The sequence below is a fragment of the Nocardia terpenica genome (assembly GCF_013186535.1).
GTDB classification, from domain to species: domain Bacteria; phylum Actinomycetota; class Actinomycetes; order Mycobacteriales; family Mycobacteriaceae; genus Nocardia; species Nocardia terpenica.
This window is the reverse complement of sequence record NZ_JABMCZ010000002.1, coordinates 1,713,777-1,730,703: the sequence shown is the minus strand read 5'-3', so window position 1 is coordinate 1,730,703 and position 16,927 is coordinate 1,713,777. Positions and strand designations below refer to the sequence as shown.

At 69.8% G+C, this 16,927-nt stretch carries 16 protein-coding genes; 9 read left to right on the top strand and 7 right to left on the bottom strand.

Features of this window, described 5'->3' with window-relative positions; translation table 11 throughout:
• Positions 1-39 precede the first annotated feature (39 nt).
• The 3 genes from HPY32_RS19810 (at position 40) to HPY32_RS19800 (ending at position 3,399) form a co-directional block, all read left to right on the top strand.
• Positions 40-2,271 (top strand): transglycosylase domain-containing protein, encoded by a 2,232-nt coding sequence (locus HPY32_RS19810; protein WP_067579123.1) that lies wholly within the window; start codon positions 40-42, stop codon positions 2,269-2,271.
• A gap of 221 nt (positions 2,272-2,492) precedes the next feature.
• Positions 2,493-2,963 carry a GyrI-like domain-containing protein gene (locus tag HPY32_RS19805; protein WP_067579125.1) on the top strand — a complete coding sequence of 157 codons (471 nt, stop codon included), beginning with the start codon at positions 2,493-2,495 and terminating at the stop codon, positions 2,961-2,963.
• Between the two features lie 10 nt (positions 2,964-2,973).
• Entirely contained in the window at positions 2,974-3,399 is a 426-nt protein-coding gene (locus HPY32_RS19800) for a GyrI-like domain-containing protein (protein ID WP_067579127.1), read from the top strand.
• 139 nt (positions 3,400-3,538) lie between these two features.
• Here HPY32_RS19800 and HPY32_RS19795 read toward each other — a convergent pair whose 3' ends face one another.
• On the bottom strand, positions 3,539-4,639 hold the full coding sequence (locus HPY32_RS19795; protein ID WP_067579129.1) for an inositol-3-phosphate synthase: 1,101 nt from the start codon (positions 4,637-4,639) through the stop codon (positions 3,539-3,541).
• Entirely contained in the window at positions 4,632-5,189 is a 558-nt protein-coding gene (locus HPY32_RS19790; RefSeq protein WP_067579131.1) for a PadR family transcriptional regulator, read from the bottom strand. The genes HPY32_RS19795 and HPY32_RS19790 overlap by 8 nt, the downstream gene beginning before the upstream one ends.
• A gap of 183 nt (positions 5,190-5,372) precedes the next feature.
• Between HPY32_RS19790 and HPY32_RS19785 the strand changes: the two genes are divergently transcribed.
• The 4 genes from HPY32_RS19785 to HPY32_RS19770 all read left to right on the top strand — a co-directional run bounded on the left by HPY32_RS19785 (position 5,373) and on the right by HPY32_RS19770 (position 11,063).
• Entirely contained in the window at positions 5,373-5,783 is a 411-nt protein-coding gene (locus HPY32_RS19785) for a DUF5318 domain-containing protein (protein WP_171982938.1), read from the top strand.
• Positions 5,784-5,998: 215 nt separating this feature from the next.
• Complete coding sequence (locus tag HPY32_RS19780) at positions 5,999-8,605, top strand: transglycosylase domain-containing protein (RefSeq protein WP_082870664.1); 2,607 nt, start codon at positions 5,999-6,001, stop codon at positions 8,603-8,605.
• Between the two features lie 11 nt (positions 8,606-8,616).
• Positions 8,617-10,269, top strand: coding sequence for a glycosyltransferase family 87 protein (locus HPY32_RS19775; RefSeq protein WP_067579135.1), 1,653 nt, complete (start codon positions 8,617-8,619; stop codon positions 10,267-10,269).
• Positions 10,270-10,307: 38 nt separating this feature from the next.
• Positions 10,308-11,063, top strand: a complete 756-nt coding sequence (locus HPY32_RS19770; protein ID WP_171982993.1) for an isocitrate lyase/PEP mutase family protein — start codon at positions 10,308-10,310, stop codon at positions 11,061-11,063.
• Here the strand turns inward: HPY32_RS19770 and HPY32_RS19765 are convergent, their stop codons facing one another.
• From HPY32_RS19765 to HPY32_RS19755, 3 genes are all read right to left on the bottom strand, one after another.
• Positions 11,064-11,483: a hypothetical protein gene (locus HPY32_RS19765; RefSeq protein WP_067579139.1), complete on the bottom strand. Its 420-nt coding sequence runs from the start codon at positions 11,481-11,483 to the stop codon at positions 11,064-11,066.
• Between the two features lie 82 nt (positions 11,484-11,565).
• Entirely contained in the window at positions 11,566-12,273 is a 708-nt protein-coding gene (locus HPY32_RS19760) for a DUF2637 domain-containing protein (RefSeq protein ID WP_067579141.1), read from the bottom strand.
• Between the two features lie 25 nt (positions 12,274-12,298).
• The gene (locus tag HPY32_RS19755) at positions 12,299-13,396 is read right to left on the bottom strand and encodes an alkene reductase (protein WP_067579142.1); all 1,098 of its coding nucleotides are present in this window, start codon (positions 13,394-13,396) and stop codon (positions 12,299-12,301) included.
• Positions 13,397-13,480: 84 nt separating this feature from the next.
• Between HPY32_RS19755 and HPY32_RS19750 the strand changes: the two genes are divergently transcribed.
• Entirely contained in the window at positions 13,481-13,846 is a 366-nt protein-coding gene (locus HPY32_RS19750; RefSeq protein WP_067584691.1) for a MerR family transcriptional regulator, read from the top strand.
• 10 nt (positions 13,847-13,856) lie between these two features.
• Here HPY32_RS19750 and HPY32_RS19745 read toward each other — a convergent pair whose 3' ends face one another.
• Positions 13,857-14,771 (bottom strand): DMT family transporter, encoded by a 915-nt coding sequence (locus HPY32_RS19745; protein ID WP_231951355.1) that lies wholly within the window; start codon positions 14,769-14,771, stop codon positions 13,857-13,859.
• An 84-nt stretch (positions 14,772-14,855) separates the two neighbouring features.
• On the opposite strand from HPY32_RS19745, the gene HPY32_RS19740 reads away from it, so the two are divergent.
• Positions 14,856-15,401 carry a CGNR zinc finger domain-containing protein gene (locus HPY32_RS19740; protein ID WP_067579146.1) on the top strand — a complete coding sequence of 182 codons (546 nt, stop codon included), beginning with the start codon at positions 14,856-14,858 and terminating at the stop codon, positions 15,399-15,401.
• Here HPY32_RS19740 and HPY32_RS19735 read toward each other — a convergent pair whose 3' ends face one another.
• Positions 15,402-16,775: a glycosyltransferase 87 family protein gene (locus HPY32_RS19735; RefSeq protein ID WP_067579148.1), complete on the bottom strand. Its 1,374-nt coding sequence runs from the start codon at positions 16,773-16,775 to the stop codon at positions 15,402-15,404.
• Positions 16,776-16,927 lie beyond the last annotated feature (152 nt).

The following is a 16,927-nucleotide window of genomic DNA, read 5'->3' as shown; positions in this document are numbered from 1 at the left end:
TCCAACTTCAGCTTCACCGAACACCTCCGGGAGGACGGCGTGGGCTCGAATCGGAAGCACGGGCGACACGGTGGCCCCGCACCCGCGTCGTACGCCACGCTGGCCGGTTGGAACGAGCTGCCGGACACCGCACCCCGGCCCTCGGGCCGCCCGCATCGCCGCGCCAAACCGCCGAAATCCGAACCCGAGCAGCCGCGTCCGCCGCGCACCCGCGGCCAGCGCGTCCGGCGGCTGCTGCTGGCGCTGTTCCTGATCTTCGTCGTGCTTCCGTCGCTGCTGTTCGTGCTGGCCTACTGGAGCGCCGAGATTCCCGCGCCGGGATCGGTGCAGGCCAATCAGATCGCCACCGTCACCGCCTCCGACGGCACCACCGTGCTGGCGAAAGTGGTTCCGCCGGAAGGCAACCGGACCCCGGTGCCGCTGTCGGACGTGCCGCAGGCCATGCGCGACGCCATCCTCTCGGCCGAGGACCGCAACTTCTACACCAACCCGGGCTACTCCGCCCCCGCGTTCCTGCGCGCGGCCCGCGACAACCTGCTGGGCCGGGAGGACGCGGGCGGCGGCTCCACCATTACCCAGCAGTACGTGAAGAACGCCTTCCTCAGCTCCGAGCGCACCCTGTCGCGCAAGATGCGCGAGCTGATCATCTCCGCGAAGATGGCGCGGCAGTGGAGCAAGGACGACATCCTCGCCGCCTACCTGAACACCATCTACTACGGCCGCGGCGCGTACGGCATCGCGGCGGCGGCCAAGGCGTACTTCGACAAGCCGGTGCCGCAGCTGACGTTGGCCGAGAGCGCGGTGCTGGCCGCGGTGGTGCGCACGCCGTCCATCCTCGATCCGGAGACCCACCTCGACCAGCTGCGGGCGCGCTGGAACTACGTGCTCGACGGCATGGTCACCATGCACACGCTGTCCCCGGCGGACCGGGCCGCGGCACAGTTCCCGCCCATCGTGCCGGTCGCCGCGCTCACCGACGACGCCGCGCACGGCCCCGCGGGCCTGATCCGCACGCAGGTGCTGCGCGAGCTGCGCGCCGCCGGGGTGAGCGAGGAGGAGATCAATACCGGTGCGCTGCAGATCGTCACGACCATCGACCCGCGCGCCCAGCAGGCCGCGCTCGACGCCGTGCACCAGACCCTCGACGGCCAGCCGACCGAGCTGCGCAGCGCGGTGGTGTCGATCGATCCGCGCTCGGGCGCGGTGCGCGCCTACTACGGCGGCGAGGACGGCGTCGGCTTCGATGACGCGCAGGCGCCGCTGCAGACCGGCTCGGCGTTCAAGACCTTCGCGGTGCTGGCCGCGCTGCAGCAGGGCATCACCATGTCGTATCAGCTGGACAGCTCGCCGCTGACGGTGAACGGGGTGAAGGTCACCAATGTCGAGGGCGAGTCGTGCGGAACCTGTTCGCTCGCCGAGGCTTTCAAGCGCTCCCTGAACACCAGCTTCTACCGGCTCTCCCAGGCCATCGGGCCGCAGACCATCGCCGACGCCGCGCACCGGGCCGGAATCCCGGACCAGATTCCCGGCGTGCCCGGAAAGTCGTTGACCGACAACGGCGCCGCGCCGCAGCCGTCGATCGTGCTCGGCGTGTACTCGGTGCGCCCGATCGATATGGCCTCGGCCTACGCCACCATCGCCGCGGGCGGGGTCTACCACCAGCCGTACTTCGTGCAGCGCGTGGTCACCGGCGACGGCCGGGTGCTGCTCGACCGCGGCGTGGCCGACAAGGGCGGACTGCCCGCGCAGCAACGCATTCCGCGCGCGGTCGCCGACACCACCACCGGGGCCATGCAGCCGATCGCGGCGTACTCCAACGGGCACGCGCTGGCCGGGCGGCCGTCGGCCGCCAAGACCGGCACCACCCAGCTCGGCGACACCGGCGACAACAAGGACGCCTGGATGATCGGTTTCACCCCGTCGCTGTCGACGGCGGTGTGGGTGGGAACCGAACAGTCGCAACCGATTCGGACCGCCCGCGGCGCCCCCGTCTACGGCGCGGGCCTGCCCGCCGACATCTGGAAGCGGACCATGGACGGCGCCCTGGCCGGAACCCCGGTCGAGCAGTTCGCCGCGCCGGAACCCGCCGCGGGCACCGGGCCGTTCGGCGCGAGTCCGGCACCGGCGCAGCAGGGCGGCGGCGGCCCGTTCGACGTGCTCGCGCCGCCGACGAGCGCGGCCCCGAACCCGGTGATCATCATCCCGCCCGCGCCGCCCGAACCGAAGCAGGTGGAGATCTTTCCCGGGCTGAGCATTCCGGTTCCCGGCTAGTCCGACCGGCCGTTCCGGCCCGCGACCCCTGCCTGTGACGAAACGAATCCGCGTTCTGCGGCCATCGCCGAACCCGCGCCGATAGGGTGGAACCAGCCCGAGAACTCGGTGGGTCGCACGGTCCCGTGGGCGATGCGCGACGGCGGTGGCAGGATGTGCGGGAGGATGTGCGATAGGTGAGGGACGGATTCCACACAGCACGAGACATAGGGGCGACACCGGTGGATTTCAATGTCGTTGAACGCCACGAGACGCTGGTGGCGGGAACGGTGCTACGAAGCCCGGCTCTGGCGGTCGAGGGACCGCGCCGGTTGAAGGTGGAGGAGGCGTGGAAGCGCAACCTCGCGCGCAGCCTGCCGGGACCACCGGCGACCGCGTACGTGGACCATGCGCCGGAGATCGGTTCGTATCTGACCCATATCGTCGGCTATCGCTGCGAGAGCCTGGCCGAGTTGCTGCCCGGCGACGTGCTGGCCCGGGTGCCGGGCGGCCGATACGCGCGGTTCATCCGCAGCGGCGACAACCTGGGCGACACCATTGTGTCGGTCTGGCGGGCGGTGTGGGATCTGGAGGCGGCGGGTGCGCTGGTGCGCGCCTACACCGGCGATTTCGAGCACTATCCGGATTCGAAGACGGTCGAGGTGTTCGTCTCCCTGAAGGAGGAGGGCACGATCGGCGAGGGCGACAGGTAGGGGCGCAACCGTGGACTTCGAGATTGTCACATTGGACGAGAGCCTGATCGGCGGGCTCACCGTCCCGCTGGCCGGACGCGAGGTGACCGCCCGCGACCTGGACCTGGTGAACTTCACCTGGGATCGCTACCTGGCCCGGGAGAAGAACGTGGCGCGCACCGCCGCCTACATCGGCCAGAACGATCACGCGGTCGCGGTGCTGGGCTACGAGCTGACCGACCTGGCCGACCTCGACGTCGGCGACGTGCTCACCCGCATCCCGGCGGGCCGCTACGCCAAGTTCGTGGTCTCCGACAAGCCCTACGACCTGCTGCGCACCGCATGGGCGAAGGTCGCCAAGGCCGAGACCGCGGGCACCATCACCCGCTCACACACCGCGGAGATCGAGCGGTATACGGGGCCGACGTCGGTCGAGGTGTACGTGTCGCTGGATTAGATTCCGGCCAAAAGCATGCCGGAATCAAAACGCAGCCGTAGCTCTTGGGTCCCGGCATGCTTTTGGCCGGGACCTCGCACCAAAAGCAAAGGGCGGCACCGCAATCGGATTGCGATGCCGCCCTCTTCGCGGGCGCGTACTACTCCGCTCCGATGATGAATGCCTCGAGTTCGGTGCGAGCGACGTCGTCGGCCATCTGCTTGGGCGGCGACTTCATCAGATAGGCGGAGGCGGGCAGGATCGGCCCGCCGAGGCCGCGGTCCTTGGCGATCTTGGCGGCGCGGATGGCGTCGATGATGATGCCCGCGGAGTTGGGTGAGTCCCAGACCTCGAGTTTGTATTCCAGGTTCAGGGGCACGTCGCCGAAGGCGCGACCCTCGAGGCGCACGTAGGCCCACTTGCGGTCGTCGAGCCAGCCGACGTGGTCGGACGGGCCGATGTGCACGTCCTTGGCGCCGAGCTCCTTTTTGATGTTGCTGGTGACGGCCTGGGTCTTGGAGATCTTCTTCGATTCCAGGCGCTCACGCTCGAGCATGTTCAGGAAGTCCATGTTGCCGCCGACGTTGAGCTGCATGGTGCGGTCGAGCTGTACGCCGCGGTCTTCGAACAGTTTGGCCATCACGCGGTGGGTGATGGTGGCGCCGACCTGGCTCTTGATGTCGTCGCCGACGATCGGGACGCCCGCGTCGGTGAACTTCTTCGCCCATTCGGGGTCGGAGGCGATGAATACCGGCAGCGCGTTGACGAAGGCGACGCCCGCGTCGATGGCGCACTGGGCGTAGAACTTGTCGGCCTCCTCGGAGCCGACCGGCAGGTAGGACACCAGCACGTCGGCCTTCGCGTCCTTCAGCGCCTGGACCACGTCGACGGCCTGGGCGTCGGACAGTTCGATGGTTTCGGCGTAGTACTTGCCGATGCCGTCGAGGGTCGGGCCGCGGAGTACCGAGATGCCGCTGGGCGGCACGTCGGAGATCTTGATGGTGTTGTTCTCGCTGGCGAAGATCGCGTCGGACAGGTCGAATCCGACCTTCTTGGCGTCGACGTCGAACGCGGCGACGAATTTCACGTCGCGCACGTGGTAGGGGCCGAACTTCACATGCATCAGGCCCGGCACGGTCGCCGTCTCGTCCGCGTCCCGGTAGTACTGCACGCCCTGGACCAGCGAGGAGGCGCAGTTGCCCACGCCCACGATGGCCACGCGAATCTCGGTGGCGTGCTCAGCCGTGTTGACATCACTCATGGCCGATATTTCCCTCTTTCTGTGGTGCCGCCTGCAGTGATTGCTCCGCGGCAATCAACTCGTTGAGCCAGCGCACTTCGCGCTCGCTTGATTCGAGACCGAGCTGGTGGAGCTGGCGGGTGTAGCGGTCCAGGGTTCCGCTGGCCCGTTTGATCGCCTCCCGCAAGCCTTCTCGGCGCTCCTCGACCTGCCGCCGTCTGCCCTCGAGGATCCGCATCCGCGCCTCGGCGGGCGTGCGGCTGAAGAAGGCGAGGTGCACTCCGAAGCCGTCGTCGGTGTAGTTCTGCGGGCCGGTGTCGGCGAGCAGCTCGCCGAATCGCTCCCGCCCGGTCTCGGTCAACTGGTAGACCCGCCGTGCCCGCCGCGTGGCAGGGCCCAGCGGCCCCTCCTCGGCAATGAGGCCATCGGCCTGCATGCGCCGCAGCGTCGGGTACAGCGACCCGTAGGAGAAGGCCCGGAACGGCCCCAGCAGCCCGGTCAGCCGCTTGCGCAGCTCGTAGCCGTGCATGGGCGACTCCAGGAGCAGCCCGAGGATCGCCAGTTCGAGCACCGGACCTCACCTCCTGCCTGTTCTCCGTGGAAACACGGGTGATACGACGACCCACTATATCGGAGCGATATAGTCCACGATAGGTGTTGCCCACACATCGGCCATTTACCGAGCGGTCGGGCGGTGTCAGCCGGTGGAAGACAGCGGCAGCGGGGGTCGGTGGGCACCGCTACTCTGGTTCTCGTGCGAATTCAGCGGCAGGTAGTGGACTATGCGCTTCGGCGCCGGTCGCTGCTGGCTGACGTCTATGCCGGCCGGGTGGATGTCGCCGAGGTGTGCGATGCGAACCCCTATCTGCTGCGGGCGGCCAAGTTCCATGGGCGGGGGAGCGAGGTCACATGCCCCATCTGCAGGAAAGAGCAGCTCACCCTCGTATCGTGGGTCTACGGCGACGGGCTGGGGCCGATCGCGGGCTCGGCCCGCACCCCCGAGGAGCTGCTCCGGCTGGCCGAGACCCGCGAGGAGTTCTCGGTGCACGTCGTCGAGGTGTGCCGGACCTGCAGCTGGAATCATCTGGTGCAGTCCTACGTGCTCGGCCACACCCCGGCGCCCACGCGTCGGCGGGCCGGCACTCGCCGGACCGCCGCCGAATGATGGCGACCGTCGACTGAGATGCGGAGCACACGAGTGCCCGCGCGGTCCACGACGACCGCACCGTGCTACCCGGACCGTTTCGAGTTATGGAGATCCAGGCTGTGACTTCGCCCTACGACGATGGACCGAACCGCGGCCGCCCGCGCGGCGCGCAATCAGGGCCCGGCGGCTACCCGCCGCCGCGTCCGGCCGGACCACCGCCGGGAGCACGGCCGATGCCACCGCTGCGGCCGGGTGCGGGCCCGGCCCCGACGCCGGGCGGCCGACCTCCGCAGCGCGGCCCGATACCGCCGGGCGGCGACCCGCGCGGGCCGCAGCCGCCGCGCGGTCCCGGCGGCCAGCCGCCGCGCCGACCCGGCCCGCCGCAGCGTCCCGGTCCGGGGGCGCCGAACGGCGCGCAGGCCACGCAGAAGATTCCCGCCCCCACCCGTCCGCGTCCGGCGGGCGAGGGCACCAACACCGGCGGCCGCCGCGCCACCAGCGGCGCGGTGCCGCCGGGCCCGCCGCCGCGCCGCGGTGGCGGCAGCGGGGGCCCGGGCGGTCCGGGTGGCCGTCGGCCCGCCGCGCAGAAGAGATCTCGGTGGAGGACCGTGCGTCGCGTCTTGTACATCCTGGTGGCACTGGGCTTCCTGCTGCCCAGCGCGGCCTTCCTGGTCGCCTACTCCACCGTGTCGGTACCCCAGCCGGGCGATCTCAAAACCAAACAGGTCGCGACCATCTTCGCCGCCGACGGCAACTCGGTCATCGGCAAGATCGTTCCGCCGCAGGGCAATCGGACGGACGTGACGATCAACGACATTCCGGTGCACGTGCGCAATGCCGTCATCGCGGCCGAGGATCGCTCGTTCTACACCAACCCGGGCTTCTCGATCTCCGGCTTCGCGCGCGCGATCCGCGACAACGCGATGGGTAAGGAAACCGCCGGCGGTGGTTCGACCATTACCCAGCAGTACGTGAAGAACTCGATGGTCGGTAATCAGCACTCGCTGTCGCGCAAGGTGCGCGAGCTGGTGATCTCGGCGAAGATGGCGCGGGAGTGGAGCAAGGACGACATCCTCACCGCCTATCTGAACACGATTCCGTTCGGCCGCGGCACGTTCGGCATCGACGCCGCCTCGCACGCCTACTTCGGCAAGAAGGTTCAGGACCTGACCGTCGAGGAGGGCGCCATGCTGGCCGCCACCATCAACCAGCCCTACGGCCTGGACCCGGAGAACAATCCGAAGGGTGCGGAGCAGCGCTGGAACTACGTGCTCAACGGCATGGTCGACATGGGCGCGCTGCCGGCCGCCGATCGCGCGAAGATGGTGTACCCCAAGGTTCTTCCGTCCAGCGCGGCCGATCAGAGCTCCTCGGGCTCGGGCCCGGAGGGCCTGATCAAGCAGCAGGTGATGCGGGAGCTGGCCGCCGCGGGCATCTCCGACACCCAGATCAACACCGAGGGCCTGCAGATCACCACCACCATCGATCCGAAGGCGCAGCAGGCCGCCGTCGACGCCGCCCAGAAGAACATGAAGGGCGAGCCGGACAATCTGCGCTCCGCGGTGGTGTCGGTGGATCCGCGCACCGGTGCGGTCAAGGCGTACTACGGCGGTGACAACGGCGTCGGCTTCGACTTCGCCAACGCCCCCGGCGTCATGCCCGGTTCGTCGTTCAAGGTGTTCGCCCTGGCGGCCAACCTGGAGCGGGGCAAGCCGCTGTCCACCATGTACGACAGTGCGCCGCTGGACTATCGCGGCATCAAGATCACCAACGTCGAGGGCGAGGCGTGCGGCGTGTGCACCATCGCCCAGGCCCTCAAGCTGTCGCTGAACACCAGCTTCTATCGCATGGAGCTGGACATGGGCGAGTCCACCGGCCCGCAGAAGATCGCCGACATGGCGCATCGGATGGGCATCCCGGACCAGATCCCGGGCCAGGACGGCAAGTCGCTGACCGAGAAGGACGGCGGCCCGAACACCGGCATCGTGCTGGGCGCGTACCCGGTCCCGCCGCTGTACATGGCCTCGGCCTACGCGACCATCGCGAACAACGGCATGTACCACAAGCCGCACTTCGTGCAGAAGGTCGAGACCGCCGACCACCAGGTCCTGCTCGACCGCGGCACGGTCGCCGGTGAGCAGCGGGTGTCCGGCGCGGTCACCAGCAACCTGATCGACGCGATGAAGCCGATCGCGCAGTCCTCGCGCAACCACGGGCTCGCCGGGGGTCGCCTGTCGGCCAGCAAGACCGGCACCGCCCAGCTCGGCGACGGCGGTGACGCCAACGGCAACCGGGACGCCTGGATGGTCGGTTTCACCCCCTCGCTGTCGACCGCGGTCTGGGTCGGCACCGAGACCGGCACCGAGCGGCTGATCAATGCCAGCGGCTCGCCCATCTACGGTTCGGGCCTGCCCGCGGACATCTGGAAGTCCACCATGGACACCGCCCTCAAGGGCACCACCAATGAGGACTTCCCGAAGCCGGAGCCGATCGCCGGCCAGGCCGGTGTGCCGTCCTGGACCGCCGCCTACACCCCGCCGTCGACCACGGCCGAGCAGTATCAGCCGCCGGTGGTGGTGCGCCCGACGGAGGTCGAGGTGCTGCCGGGCGTCCGGATCCCGGTGCCGGGCCTGGCGCCGAATCCGCAGTCACCGCCGCAGCGTCAGCAGCGGTCCCAGCCCGAGGATTCGGGCACCGGTCCGCTGCCCGGTCAGCCGGTCGCACCGGCCGACGGATCCTCGCCGACGACCACCGATTCCGGTGGTACGGACCCGTATTCGCGCGGCGGTGCGTATCCGAGCGGCACCGCGAGCCCGTACTCCGGAGGCCGGGGGCGGTAGCCTCGGGTGCCGTGATCGAGGATCAACTGGCGCCGACCGCCTCCCCGGCGGAGCTCGCATCCGACCTGCGGTCGGCGGATCGGCGCGACAAGCCCAGTCGCACCGATTCGCTGGCCGCCCAGGCGTGCACCGTCGCGGGCGGACCGGTGGGCGATCACGCCCTGATCGGTCGGGCTCGCTTCTGGACCCCGCTGCGGGTGCTGCTCGCGTTCGCGGTGGTGTTCCTGGCGCTGGGCTGGTTCGGCAAGGCGGGCTGCATCCAGCAGACCGCGGGCGCCGACGGCCATCTGTCCCTGGACTGGAACAACGGCCGCCAGTACGTGGCCATGTGCTACTCGGACACCGTGCCGCTCTACGGCGCCGAGCGGCTGAACGAGGGCGCGTTCCCCTACAAGAAGTCCTGGACCGAATTCGATTCCGGCAGGCCGAAGACCCGGTACATGGAGTATCCGGTGCTGTCGGGCCTGTACCAGTACGTGTCGATGGAGGTCGCCAATGCCTGGGACCTGCTGCCGCTGCCCAAGGCGCTGCCGGTGGTGGTCTACTTCAACGTCGTCGTGGTCGGCCTGGCCCTGGCCTGGCTGGTGACCGTCTGGGCGTCGGCGATGCTGTCCGGGCGGCGGGTCTGGGATGCCGCGCTGGTGGCGCTGTCGCCGCTGGTGCTGGTGCACGCGTTCACCAATTTCGACGCTCTCGCAACGGCTTTCGCGGCCACCGGCCTGCTGGCCTGGTCGCGGCGGCGCCCGGTGCTGGCCGGTGTGCTGCTCGGGCTCGGCGGCGCGGCGAAGCTGTATCCGCTGCTGCTGCTCGGCCCGATCGTGGTGCTGTGCCTGCGCGCCGACAGCCGGCACCGGCTGCCCTCGCTGCGGGAACTGTTGCGGCACAGCGACACCGGATACCGGGGGGCGATCCGCGAGTACCTGGACGGCACGCACGTGCGGCCGCTGCGCGCGGCCGGGGTCGCGGTGGCCGCGGCCGCGGTGACCTGGCTGGTGGTGAATCTGCCGATCGCGCTGCCGTTCCCCGACGGCTGGCGAGAGTTCTTCCGGCTCAACACCGAACGCCACGCCGACCCCGACTCGATCTACAACGTGATCACCTCGTTCACCGGCTGGCAGGGCTTCGACGGCCCGCTCGCGCCCTCGGCCACCCCGACCGTGCTGAACGCGGTGTCGCTGCTGCTGTTCGTGGTTGCCTGCGCCGCCATCGGCTACCTCGGCCTGACCGCGCCGCGGCGGCCGCGGGTGGCGCAGCTGGCGTTCCTGGTGGTGGCCGCGTTCCTGCTGACCAACAAGGTGTGGAGCCCGCAGTACTCGCTGTGGCTGGTGCCGCTGGCGGTGCTGGCGCTGCCGCATCGGCGAATCCTGTTGGCGTGGATGACGATCGACGCGCTGGTGTGGTTCCCGCGGATGTACTACTACCTGGGCATCGACCGCAAGGGCGTGCCGGAGCAGTGGTTCACCGGCGCGGTCGTGCTGCGCGATCTCGCGGTGATCGGGCTGTGCGCGCTGATCGTCCGGGAGATCTATCGGCCCGCCGAGGATCCGGTGCGCCGCGACGGCGTCGACGACCCGGTGGGCGGCGTGCTGGACGGCGCGGTGGATCCGCTGCTGCCGTGGTTGCCCGCCTTCCTGCGACCGCACGTCGCGCCGGTCCCGCGATAACACCCTGGCGCGGTGGCGGTTTCGTGCGCGAGGATCGGATCATGACGACGCTGAGCGCGAAGGCCACCGCATTCCTCGAGCTACACCGCCCCGGCGATCCGGCGATCCTGCCGACCGTGTGGGACGCGTGGTCCGCGCGCGTGGCGCAGGAGGCCGGATTCGCGGCGCTCACCGTGGGCAGCCATCCGCTGGCCGAATCCCTCGGCAAGGCCGACGCCGAGGGCATGACCTTCGCCGAGTCGATGGCCCGCGTCCGCGAAATCACCGCCGCCGTGGACATTCCGGTATCGGTCGACATCGAGTCCGGGTATGCGGAGAAGGCCGACCGGATCGTCGAGGGCCTGCTGTCCGCCGGTGCGATCGGCCTCAATATCGAGGACACCGTGCACAGCGAGGGCGGGCGGCTGCGCGAGCCGCACGAGCATGCCGACCTCGTCGGCGAGCTGCGCCGGGCGGCCGACGCCGCCGGGGTGCACGTGGTGGTGAACGCGCGCACCGACCTGTTCCTGCGCCGGATCGGCGACGAGGCCGACCGTTTCGAGCGCGCGGTCGCCCGGCTGCGGCTGGCCGCGCAGGCGGGCGCCGACGTGCTGTACCCGGTCGGCCACCACGATCCCGAGACCCTGCGCCGCCTGTGCGCGGAACTGCCGCTGCCGGTCAACGCCATCGCGCTGCCGGAGCAGGGCGAGAAGGCCGCGCTCGCCGAATCGGGCGTCGCGCGAGTCAGTTTCGGGCCGTTCCTGCAGCGCGCGCTGACCGTCGAGGCGAATCGCCTGCTGGCCCGCTGGCGGTGATCAGGAGATGCCGTTGATGGTCATGCGCTGTTCGCCGGTGACGCCGAGCGGCCACTGATTCTGCGCGAAGGTCTCGAGCAGGCAGACCAGCAGCATCTTCCGGCAGCGCTCACCGGCCACGCAGGAGCTCTCGGCACAGGCCGCCAGCTCCGCGATCGGGCCGCCCGTGGCGCGGACCTCGGGGGCCGACAGCGACCAGAACAGCTCCGGATCGACCAGCACCGACTGCCCGCCGGTCTCGTTGAACCAGCGTCCGGCGTAGGCGATCAGCATGTCGGTGAACATGTCCGGGCTGGCGACCGCCTCGACGAACTGGTTCAGCGATCCGGCCCGGTCGGGGGACTGCATCAGGGACGCCAGGCGTCCCGCCAGTTCCCGGAACTGCTTCACATCGTGGTGCTGCGCAACGGTTGGCGACATCTGTCCACTCCATGGATGGGTTCGAGCGTGACGGACTGCGTGGGTCGTGCTGCTCTCGGACGGTGCGCGCGCATCGGCGGCCTCAGCCGCGCTCGCCGAGCCGGATCAGGCCCCGATGGCCGTTGGTGCCATTGGTTTCGATGCGGGGGACGGTGAGCTGCGGTCCCGGCGTCGCGTAGTGGTCGTGCCCGTTGGTGTATTGCGCACGCTCGCCGGAATATTCGGCCATCTCGAACATTTCCGGCATGGCGGTATCGCCATTCTCCGGCTCGACCGCGAATTCGACGGCCGCCGCCTCGGCGGGCCTCTTGCCGCGGTGCCCGCGATTCCACAGAATCAGCGTCAGGTGCACCGCGAACATCATCGACAGCGGCATACCGGCATAAATCGCGACCGACACCTTGTCGCCGCCGATCTCCCGCGCGTATTCGATATTGCCCGCCACCGACACCAGCGTCGACAGCACGAAAAGCCCGGTCGCGTACCACCAGCCGAGCCCGCCCTTGCGAAACGAGGCGGTGGCGATGACGGACCCGACCATCAGGCCATCGATGGCGATCGGCACGTTCGCCGCGAGTTCGGGGGCGACCAGATTGCGTATCGCCAGATTGTGCAGCGCCGCATAGGACATCTGGAATGCCTTGAACGCCACCACCGCGGACACCAGCGCAGACGCGTGCAGCGGGCCCGGGCGGAATTTCCGCACCCGCCGCAACCAGGTCGGCCGGTCCCATTGCTCGCTTATCCGACCATCGTCCTCGCCCGACACCTCCGATGTGATCAGAGCCATAAGCGGGCAGCGTAGCGGCTCGCCATCATGCCGCCGAACTGCCACGCGCTACGGCGGCCTGCCAGGTCGGATAGTCCGAATAGCCCGCTGCGGTGCGGCCGTAGAGCAGATCTTCGCGAATGGGAGCCAGTGGGTGACCGTGCACGATGCGGTCGACCAGATCCGGATTCGCGATGAACGCGCGGCCGAACGACACCAGATCCGCGCGCCCGGACCGCAGCAGTTCCTCGGCCGCGGGAGCCGCGGTGGCGTCGCGGTTCTCGCCGATATTGCCGATCAGGGTGCCGCGCCAGCGCGGGCGCAGATCGGCCAGCGCCGGATAGTCGTCGTTGTCGGTGAGATGCAGATACGACAGTTCCCGGCGATCCAGTTCGGTGACCAGCGCGCGATACAGCGGCGCCGGATCGGATTCGCGCATACCGAATTGCGGATTACCGGGCGAGAGCCGGATTCCGGTGCGGTGCGCACCTACCTCGGCGACGACGGCGTCGGTCACCTCCAGCGCGAAACGCATCCGGTTCGCGATCGAGCCGCCGTATTCGTCGTCGCGCAGATTGGTGTTGTCGGCCAGGAATTGATGCACCAGATAGCTGTTGGCGGCATGGATCTCGACGCCGTCGAATCCCGCGTCCAGCGCATTGCGGGCCGCGGCGGCGTAATGCCCGACGGCGGCGTGGATCTCGGCGCGGGTCATGGCGCGCGGGGTGAGCGATTCGGCCTTACCGCCGTCGATCAGGTGCAGCACATCGCCGTCGGAGACCGCCGACGGGCCCGCGGGCAGCGAGCCGTCGAGGCGGGCCAGCGGGTGGCCCTTGCGCCCGCCGTGCATGAGCTGGGCGACGATCCGGCCGCCCGCCGCGTGCACGGCCTCGGTCACCCGCCGCCAGGCCGCGACGTGCGCCGCCGTCTCGAGGCCCGGCACCCAGGCCTCGCTCTGGCCGCTGGCGTGCGGCCAAATCCCCTCTGTGACAATGAGACCCGCCGATGCCCGCTGGGCGTAGTAATCCGCGACATCCGCGGTGGGCGAGCCGTCGGACAGCGAACGCAGGCGGGTCATCGGTGCCATCACCACCCGATTGGGGAGGGTGAGGTGGCGGGAACGATAGTCGGTGGCGAGCAACATGCGCGTACCGTAGGACCTGACATCAGTGTCAGGTGCAAGAGCGAGACCACGATCGGTGATCGTGGCGGGGTGGAGGGAGCGAGCGTGCGCATCGGCGAGCTGGCGGCACGGACCGGGGTGAGTGTCCGGTCGCTGCGCTATTACGAATCCCGGGGGCTGCTGGCGGCCACCCGCACGTCCGGCGGGCAGCGCGAGTATCCGGAGTCCGCCGTGGACCGGGTGATCCGCATTCAGGAGATGTTCGCCGCGGGCCTGCACAGCGGCACGGTGGCCGAGCTGCTGCCCTGCATCAACGACGCCGACGGCACGCCCAGCGCCACGGCCACCCCCTGGCTGACGAAAACCCTGGCGGCCGAACGCGCCCGGATCGACTCCTGCATCAAGGACCTGCACCGAACCCGGGAGGTGCTCGACGAGGTGATCCGGGCCGCGCACGGCGACGCGCCGTAACCGTTCCCGATCACCGGACGGCGACGGTTTCGCGTTCCTCGTTCGGCGTCGTCTCCGTGGCCCGCGCGGGCGCGCGCCGGGAGGCCAGCACCATGCCGACCACCCCCACCGCCAGTCCGGCGATCGTCAACGGGCGCAACGGCTGATCGATCGCCAGCCAGGCCATGAGCGCGGTGACGGCGGGTGTCGCGAAGAACAGCCTGCCGACCCGCGTGGTGGTCCAGCGCCGCAGCATCGAATTCAACAGCAGGAACGCGCCCATCGAGTTGATCACCACCATCCACGCCAGCACGACACCGAACCGGGCGGGATCGGAGACGTGGAAGTCGTGGTGCGCCAACGCCATGACGCCCGCGGCGGGAATGCTCACCAGCACGTGGATCGCGGTGGATGCGCGCGAATCGATGGCCGGGGTGAACCGCTTCTGATACACGGTGCCCAGACTCAGCCCGAGCAGCCCGATCACGCACAGCACCAGACCTGCCACCGAGAACGCCGACTGATCGACCACCGCGAGCCCGACCCCCAGCCCGCCGACCCCGAAGCCCAGCCACTGCCGCCCGCTCACGTTCTCCCCGAGCACCCGCGCGGCGAACAGCGCGATCACCACCGGGTTCAGCCCCTGCACCAGCGAGATGACCGCCGCCGAAACATGGTCGGCCATGGCCGAATAGAAGGCCGCGAACTGCACGAACTGCATCAGCAGCCCGGCCACGACGGCATGCGCCAGCTGCCGGCCGCGCGGCCATCGCGCATGCGCCACACGGGCATACAGCGCCAGGGCGACTCCGGCGAGCCCGAAACGCGCGAACAGCACCAGCATCGGCGGCGCGGTGCCGACACCGACGATGCCGACGATGAACGCGCTGCTCCACATCAGAACGAAGGCGGTGGGCGCCCCCACCTCCATGAACCGACTTCGCACGGGGCCCTCCTCTGTAACCGCCTTGAATGGTTACTACCCTGCACTTCACCCAACTAACCTGTCAAGAGGGTTATGATCGGGAGCATGTGGGCCTTCGCCAGCGGGAACCTGGCACTCGATTTCACCTGGACCGTCCGGGCGCGGACCACGTACGCGCGCGACCAGCTCCCCGACCCGGCCGCGCTGGCCGACTGGTTCGTCGCCGCGGGCGTCCTCGACACCGTGTCCACCTGCGGCGCAACCGAACTGGCTCGGGCCAAGGCGGTGCGCGAGGCGGCCTACCGGATGGCGCTGGCGCTCACCCGGGGCGAGCCCTTCGACGCCGCCGACCTCGCGCTCGTCAACCGCACCGCCCGCGGCGCGCTGCCCGGCGTGCGGCTGCACCCCGACGCCACCATGGTCCGCACCGGCGATGTGGACGCCGCGCTGGCGGCCATCGCCCGCGCCGCCGTCGAACTGCTCGGCGGCCCCGACCGCGATCGGATCAAGAAGTGCGAGCGGGAGGACTGCACCCGCCTGTACGTCGACACCTCCCGCGCCCGCTCCCGGCGCTGGTGCGATATGACGGTGTGCGGCAACCGCGCCAAGAGCGCGGCCTTCCGCGCGCGCCGCGGCACGTCGCCGGACTGATCACCGCCCGGCGGGCACCAGCTCACCGGGCTCGTAGCGGGGGACCGGGGGCGGCGCCGCCCGTCTGCCGCGAAACTCGGCCCGCACGAAGGCGAAATAGAAGAACACCAGCAGCACCGCGCGCCCCCACACGCCGAACTGCACCACATGCTCGTCGAAGTCCGCCGATTCACCCGAGCCCAGCGCGAAGAAGTACCGGAACACGCCGATCCCGATGGCGGCGTCGGCCAGCAGGTATACCGCCACCGCGGGCCACGGCACCGCCAGCAGCATCAGGAACGGAATCAGCCACAGCGTGTACTGCGGCGAATGCACCTTGTGGAACAACAGGAATCCACACAGCATCGCGGCGCTCACCCCCACCCACGGGTAGGCCCCGGTCACCAGGTAGCGCCGCCGCCCCAGCCACAGCGCCAGCCCGAACGAGGCCAGCACCAGCGCCGGGGACGCCGCGGACACGAAGTCCTGGAACGTCGCCTCGCTCCCCGGCAGGTCCCCGAACATCGGGCGAATTCCCCAGTACCAGATGGAGTTCGTGGTGATGTCGGCCTGCCGCAGCTGCTGGAAGGTGATCGACGCCCGCCAGCCGTCGTATCCGACGATCGCGAACGGCAGATTGACCACCACCACCGTCGCCGCGGCCGCACCCAGCACCGCCAGCGCGCCGCGCACGTCGTAGCGTCGCGCCCGGCCCGGCTCGCCCTCGCCGAGCAGCACGTGAATCAGCAACGGCAGCACGAAGATTCCCGGATACAGCTTCAGGCAGAAGCCGAGGCCGAGCAGCACCGCCGCGATGATCCCGCGGGTGCGCAGCGAGTAGCGGGTCAGCGTGACCACCACGTACACCGCCGCCACCGAGGTACACACGACCGGCAGCTCCCAGTTGTGGAAGGCGTACAGCACCAGCGGCGGCCCGGCCGACCACAGCAGCGCCGCCCAGCCCGACAGCCGGCCCAGCAGCCACGCCGTCAGCAGCGCGAACGGCGCCAGCAGTAGCGCCGAGTGCAACAGGAACGCGGCGTCGTCGTGCGCGCCCACCCCGCCCAGCCACATCAGCAGCCCGCTCAGCACCGGATACTCCACGGCCCCACCGGTCAGCGTGCCGTCCGGGGTGATACCGCCGGTCACATAGGGAAAGATGTGCTCGTTGATGCCGCGGCCCAGCCACAGGTACTGGATGTCGGAGTAGCAGACGTTCGAGTCCTTGATCTTGTCGAACACCACGCTGCGCCCGTCGGCGGTGACCGGGCCACCGGCACAGCGCGCCTTGTTGGCGTACGCGAGCAGCAGCGTGACCCCGCACAGCAGCAGCGCGACGGTCGCGACCCGGTCCGGGCGCGCGACGGCGACGCTCCGGGCGAGTCGGTTCGACATGGGGACCACGATAGGTGGCCTACCCGGCGGACGTCGGGATTCCTCCCCCGGAGAGATCGATTTCGCTGCTCAGCACCCGCTCATGTAGCCTTGTCGGGTTGCTGACGCAACGACCCTCCTGCCACGGACCGTCCGTGGCCGTTTCCAGTCCA

Coding starts and splice junctions, on each gene's coding strand:
- HPY32_RS19795 (WP_067579129.1), bottom strand. CDS start 4,639: ATGAGTGATGTCAACACGGCTGAGCACGCCACCGAGATTCGCGTGGCC.
- HPY32_RS19780 (WP_082870664.1), top strand. CDS start 5,999: ATGCCACCGCTGCGGCCGGGTGCGGGCCCGGCCCCGACGCCGGGCGGC.
- HPY32_RS19765 (WP_067579139.1), bottom strand. CDS start 11,483: ATGTCGCCAACCGTTGCGCAGCACCACGATGTGAAGCAGTTCCGGGAA.
- HPY32_RS19760 (WP_067579141.1), bottom strand. CDS start 12,273: ATGGCTCTGATCACATCGGAGGTGTCGGGCGAGGACGATGGTCGGATA.
- HPY32_RS19755 (WP_067579142.1), bottom strand. CDS start 13,396: ATGTTGCTCGCCACCGACTATCGTTCCCGCCACCTCACCCTCCCCAAT.
- HPY32_RS19740 (WP_067579146.1), top strand. CDS start 14,856: ATGTGGGCCTTCGCCAGCGGGAACCTGGCACTCGATTTCACCTGGACC.
- HPY32_RS19735 (WP_067579148.1), bottom strand. CDS start 16,775: ATGTCGAACCGACTCGCCCGGAGCGTCGCCGTCGCGCGCCCGGACCGG.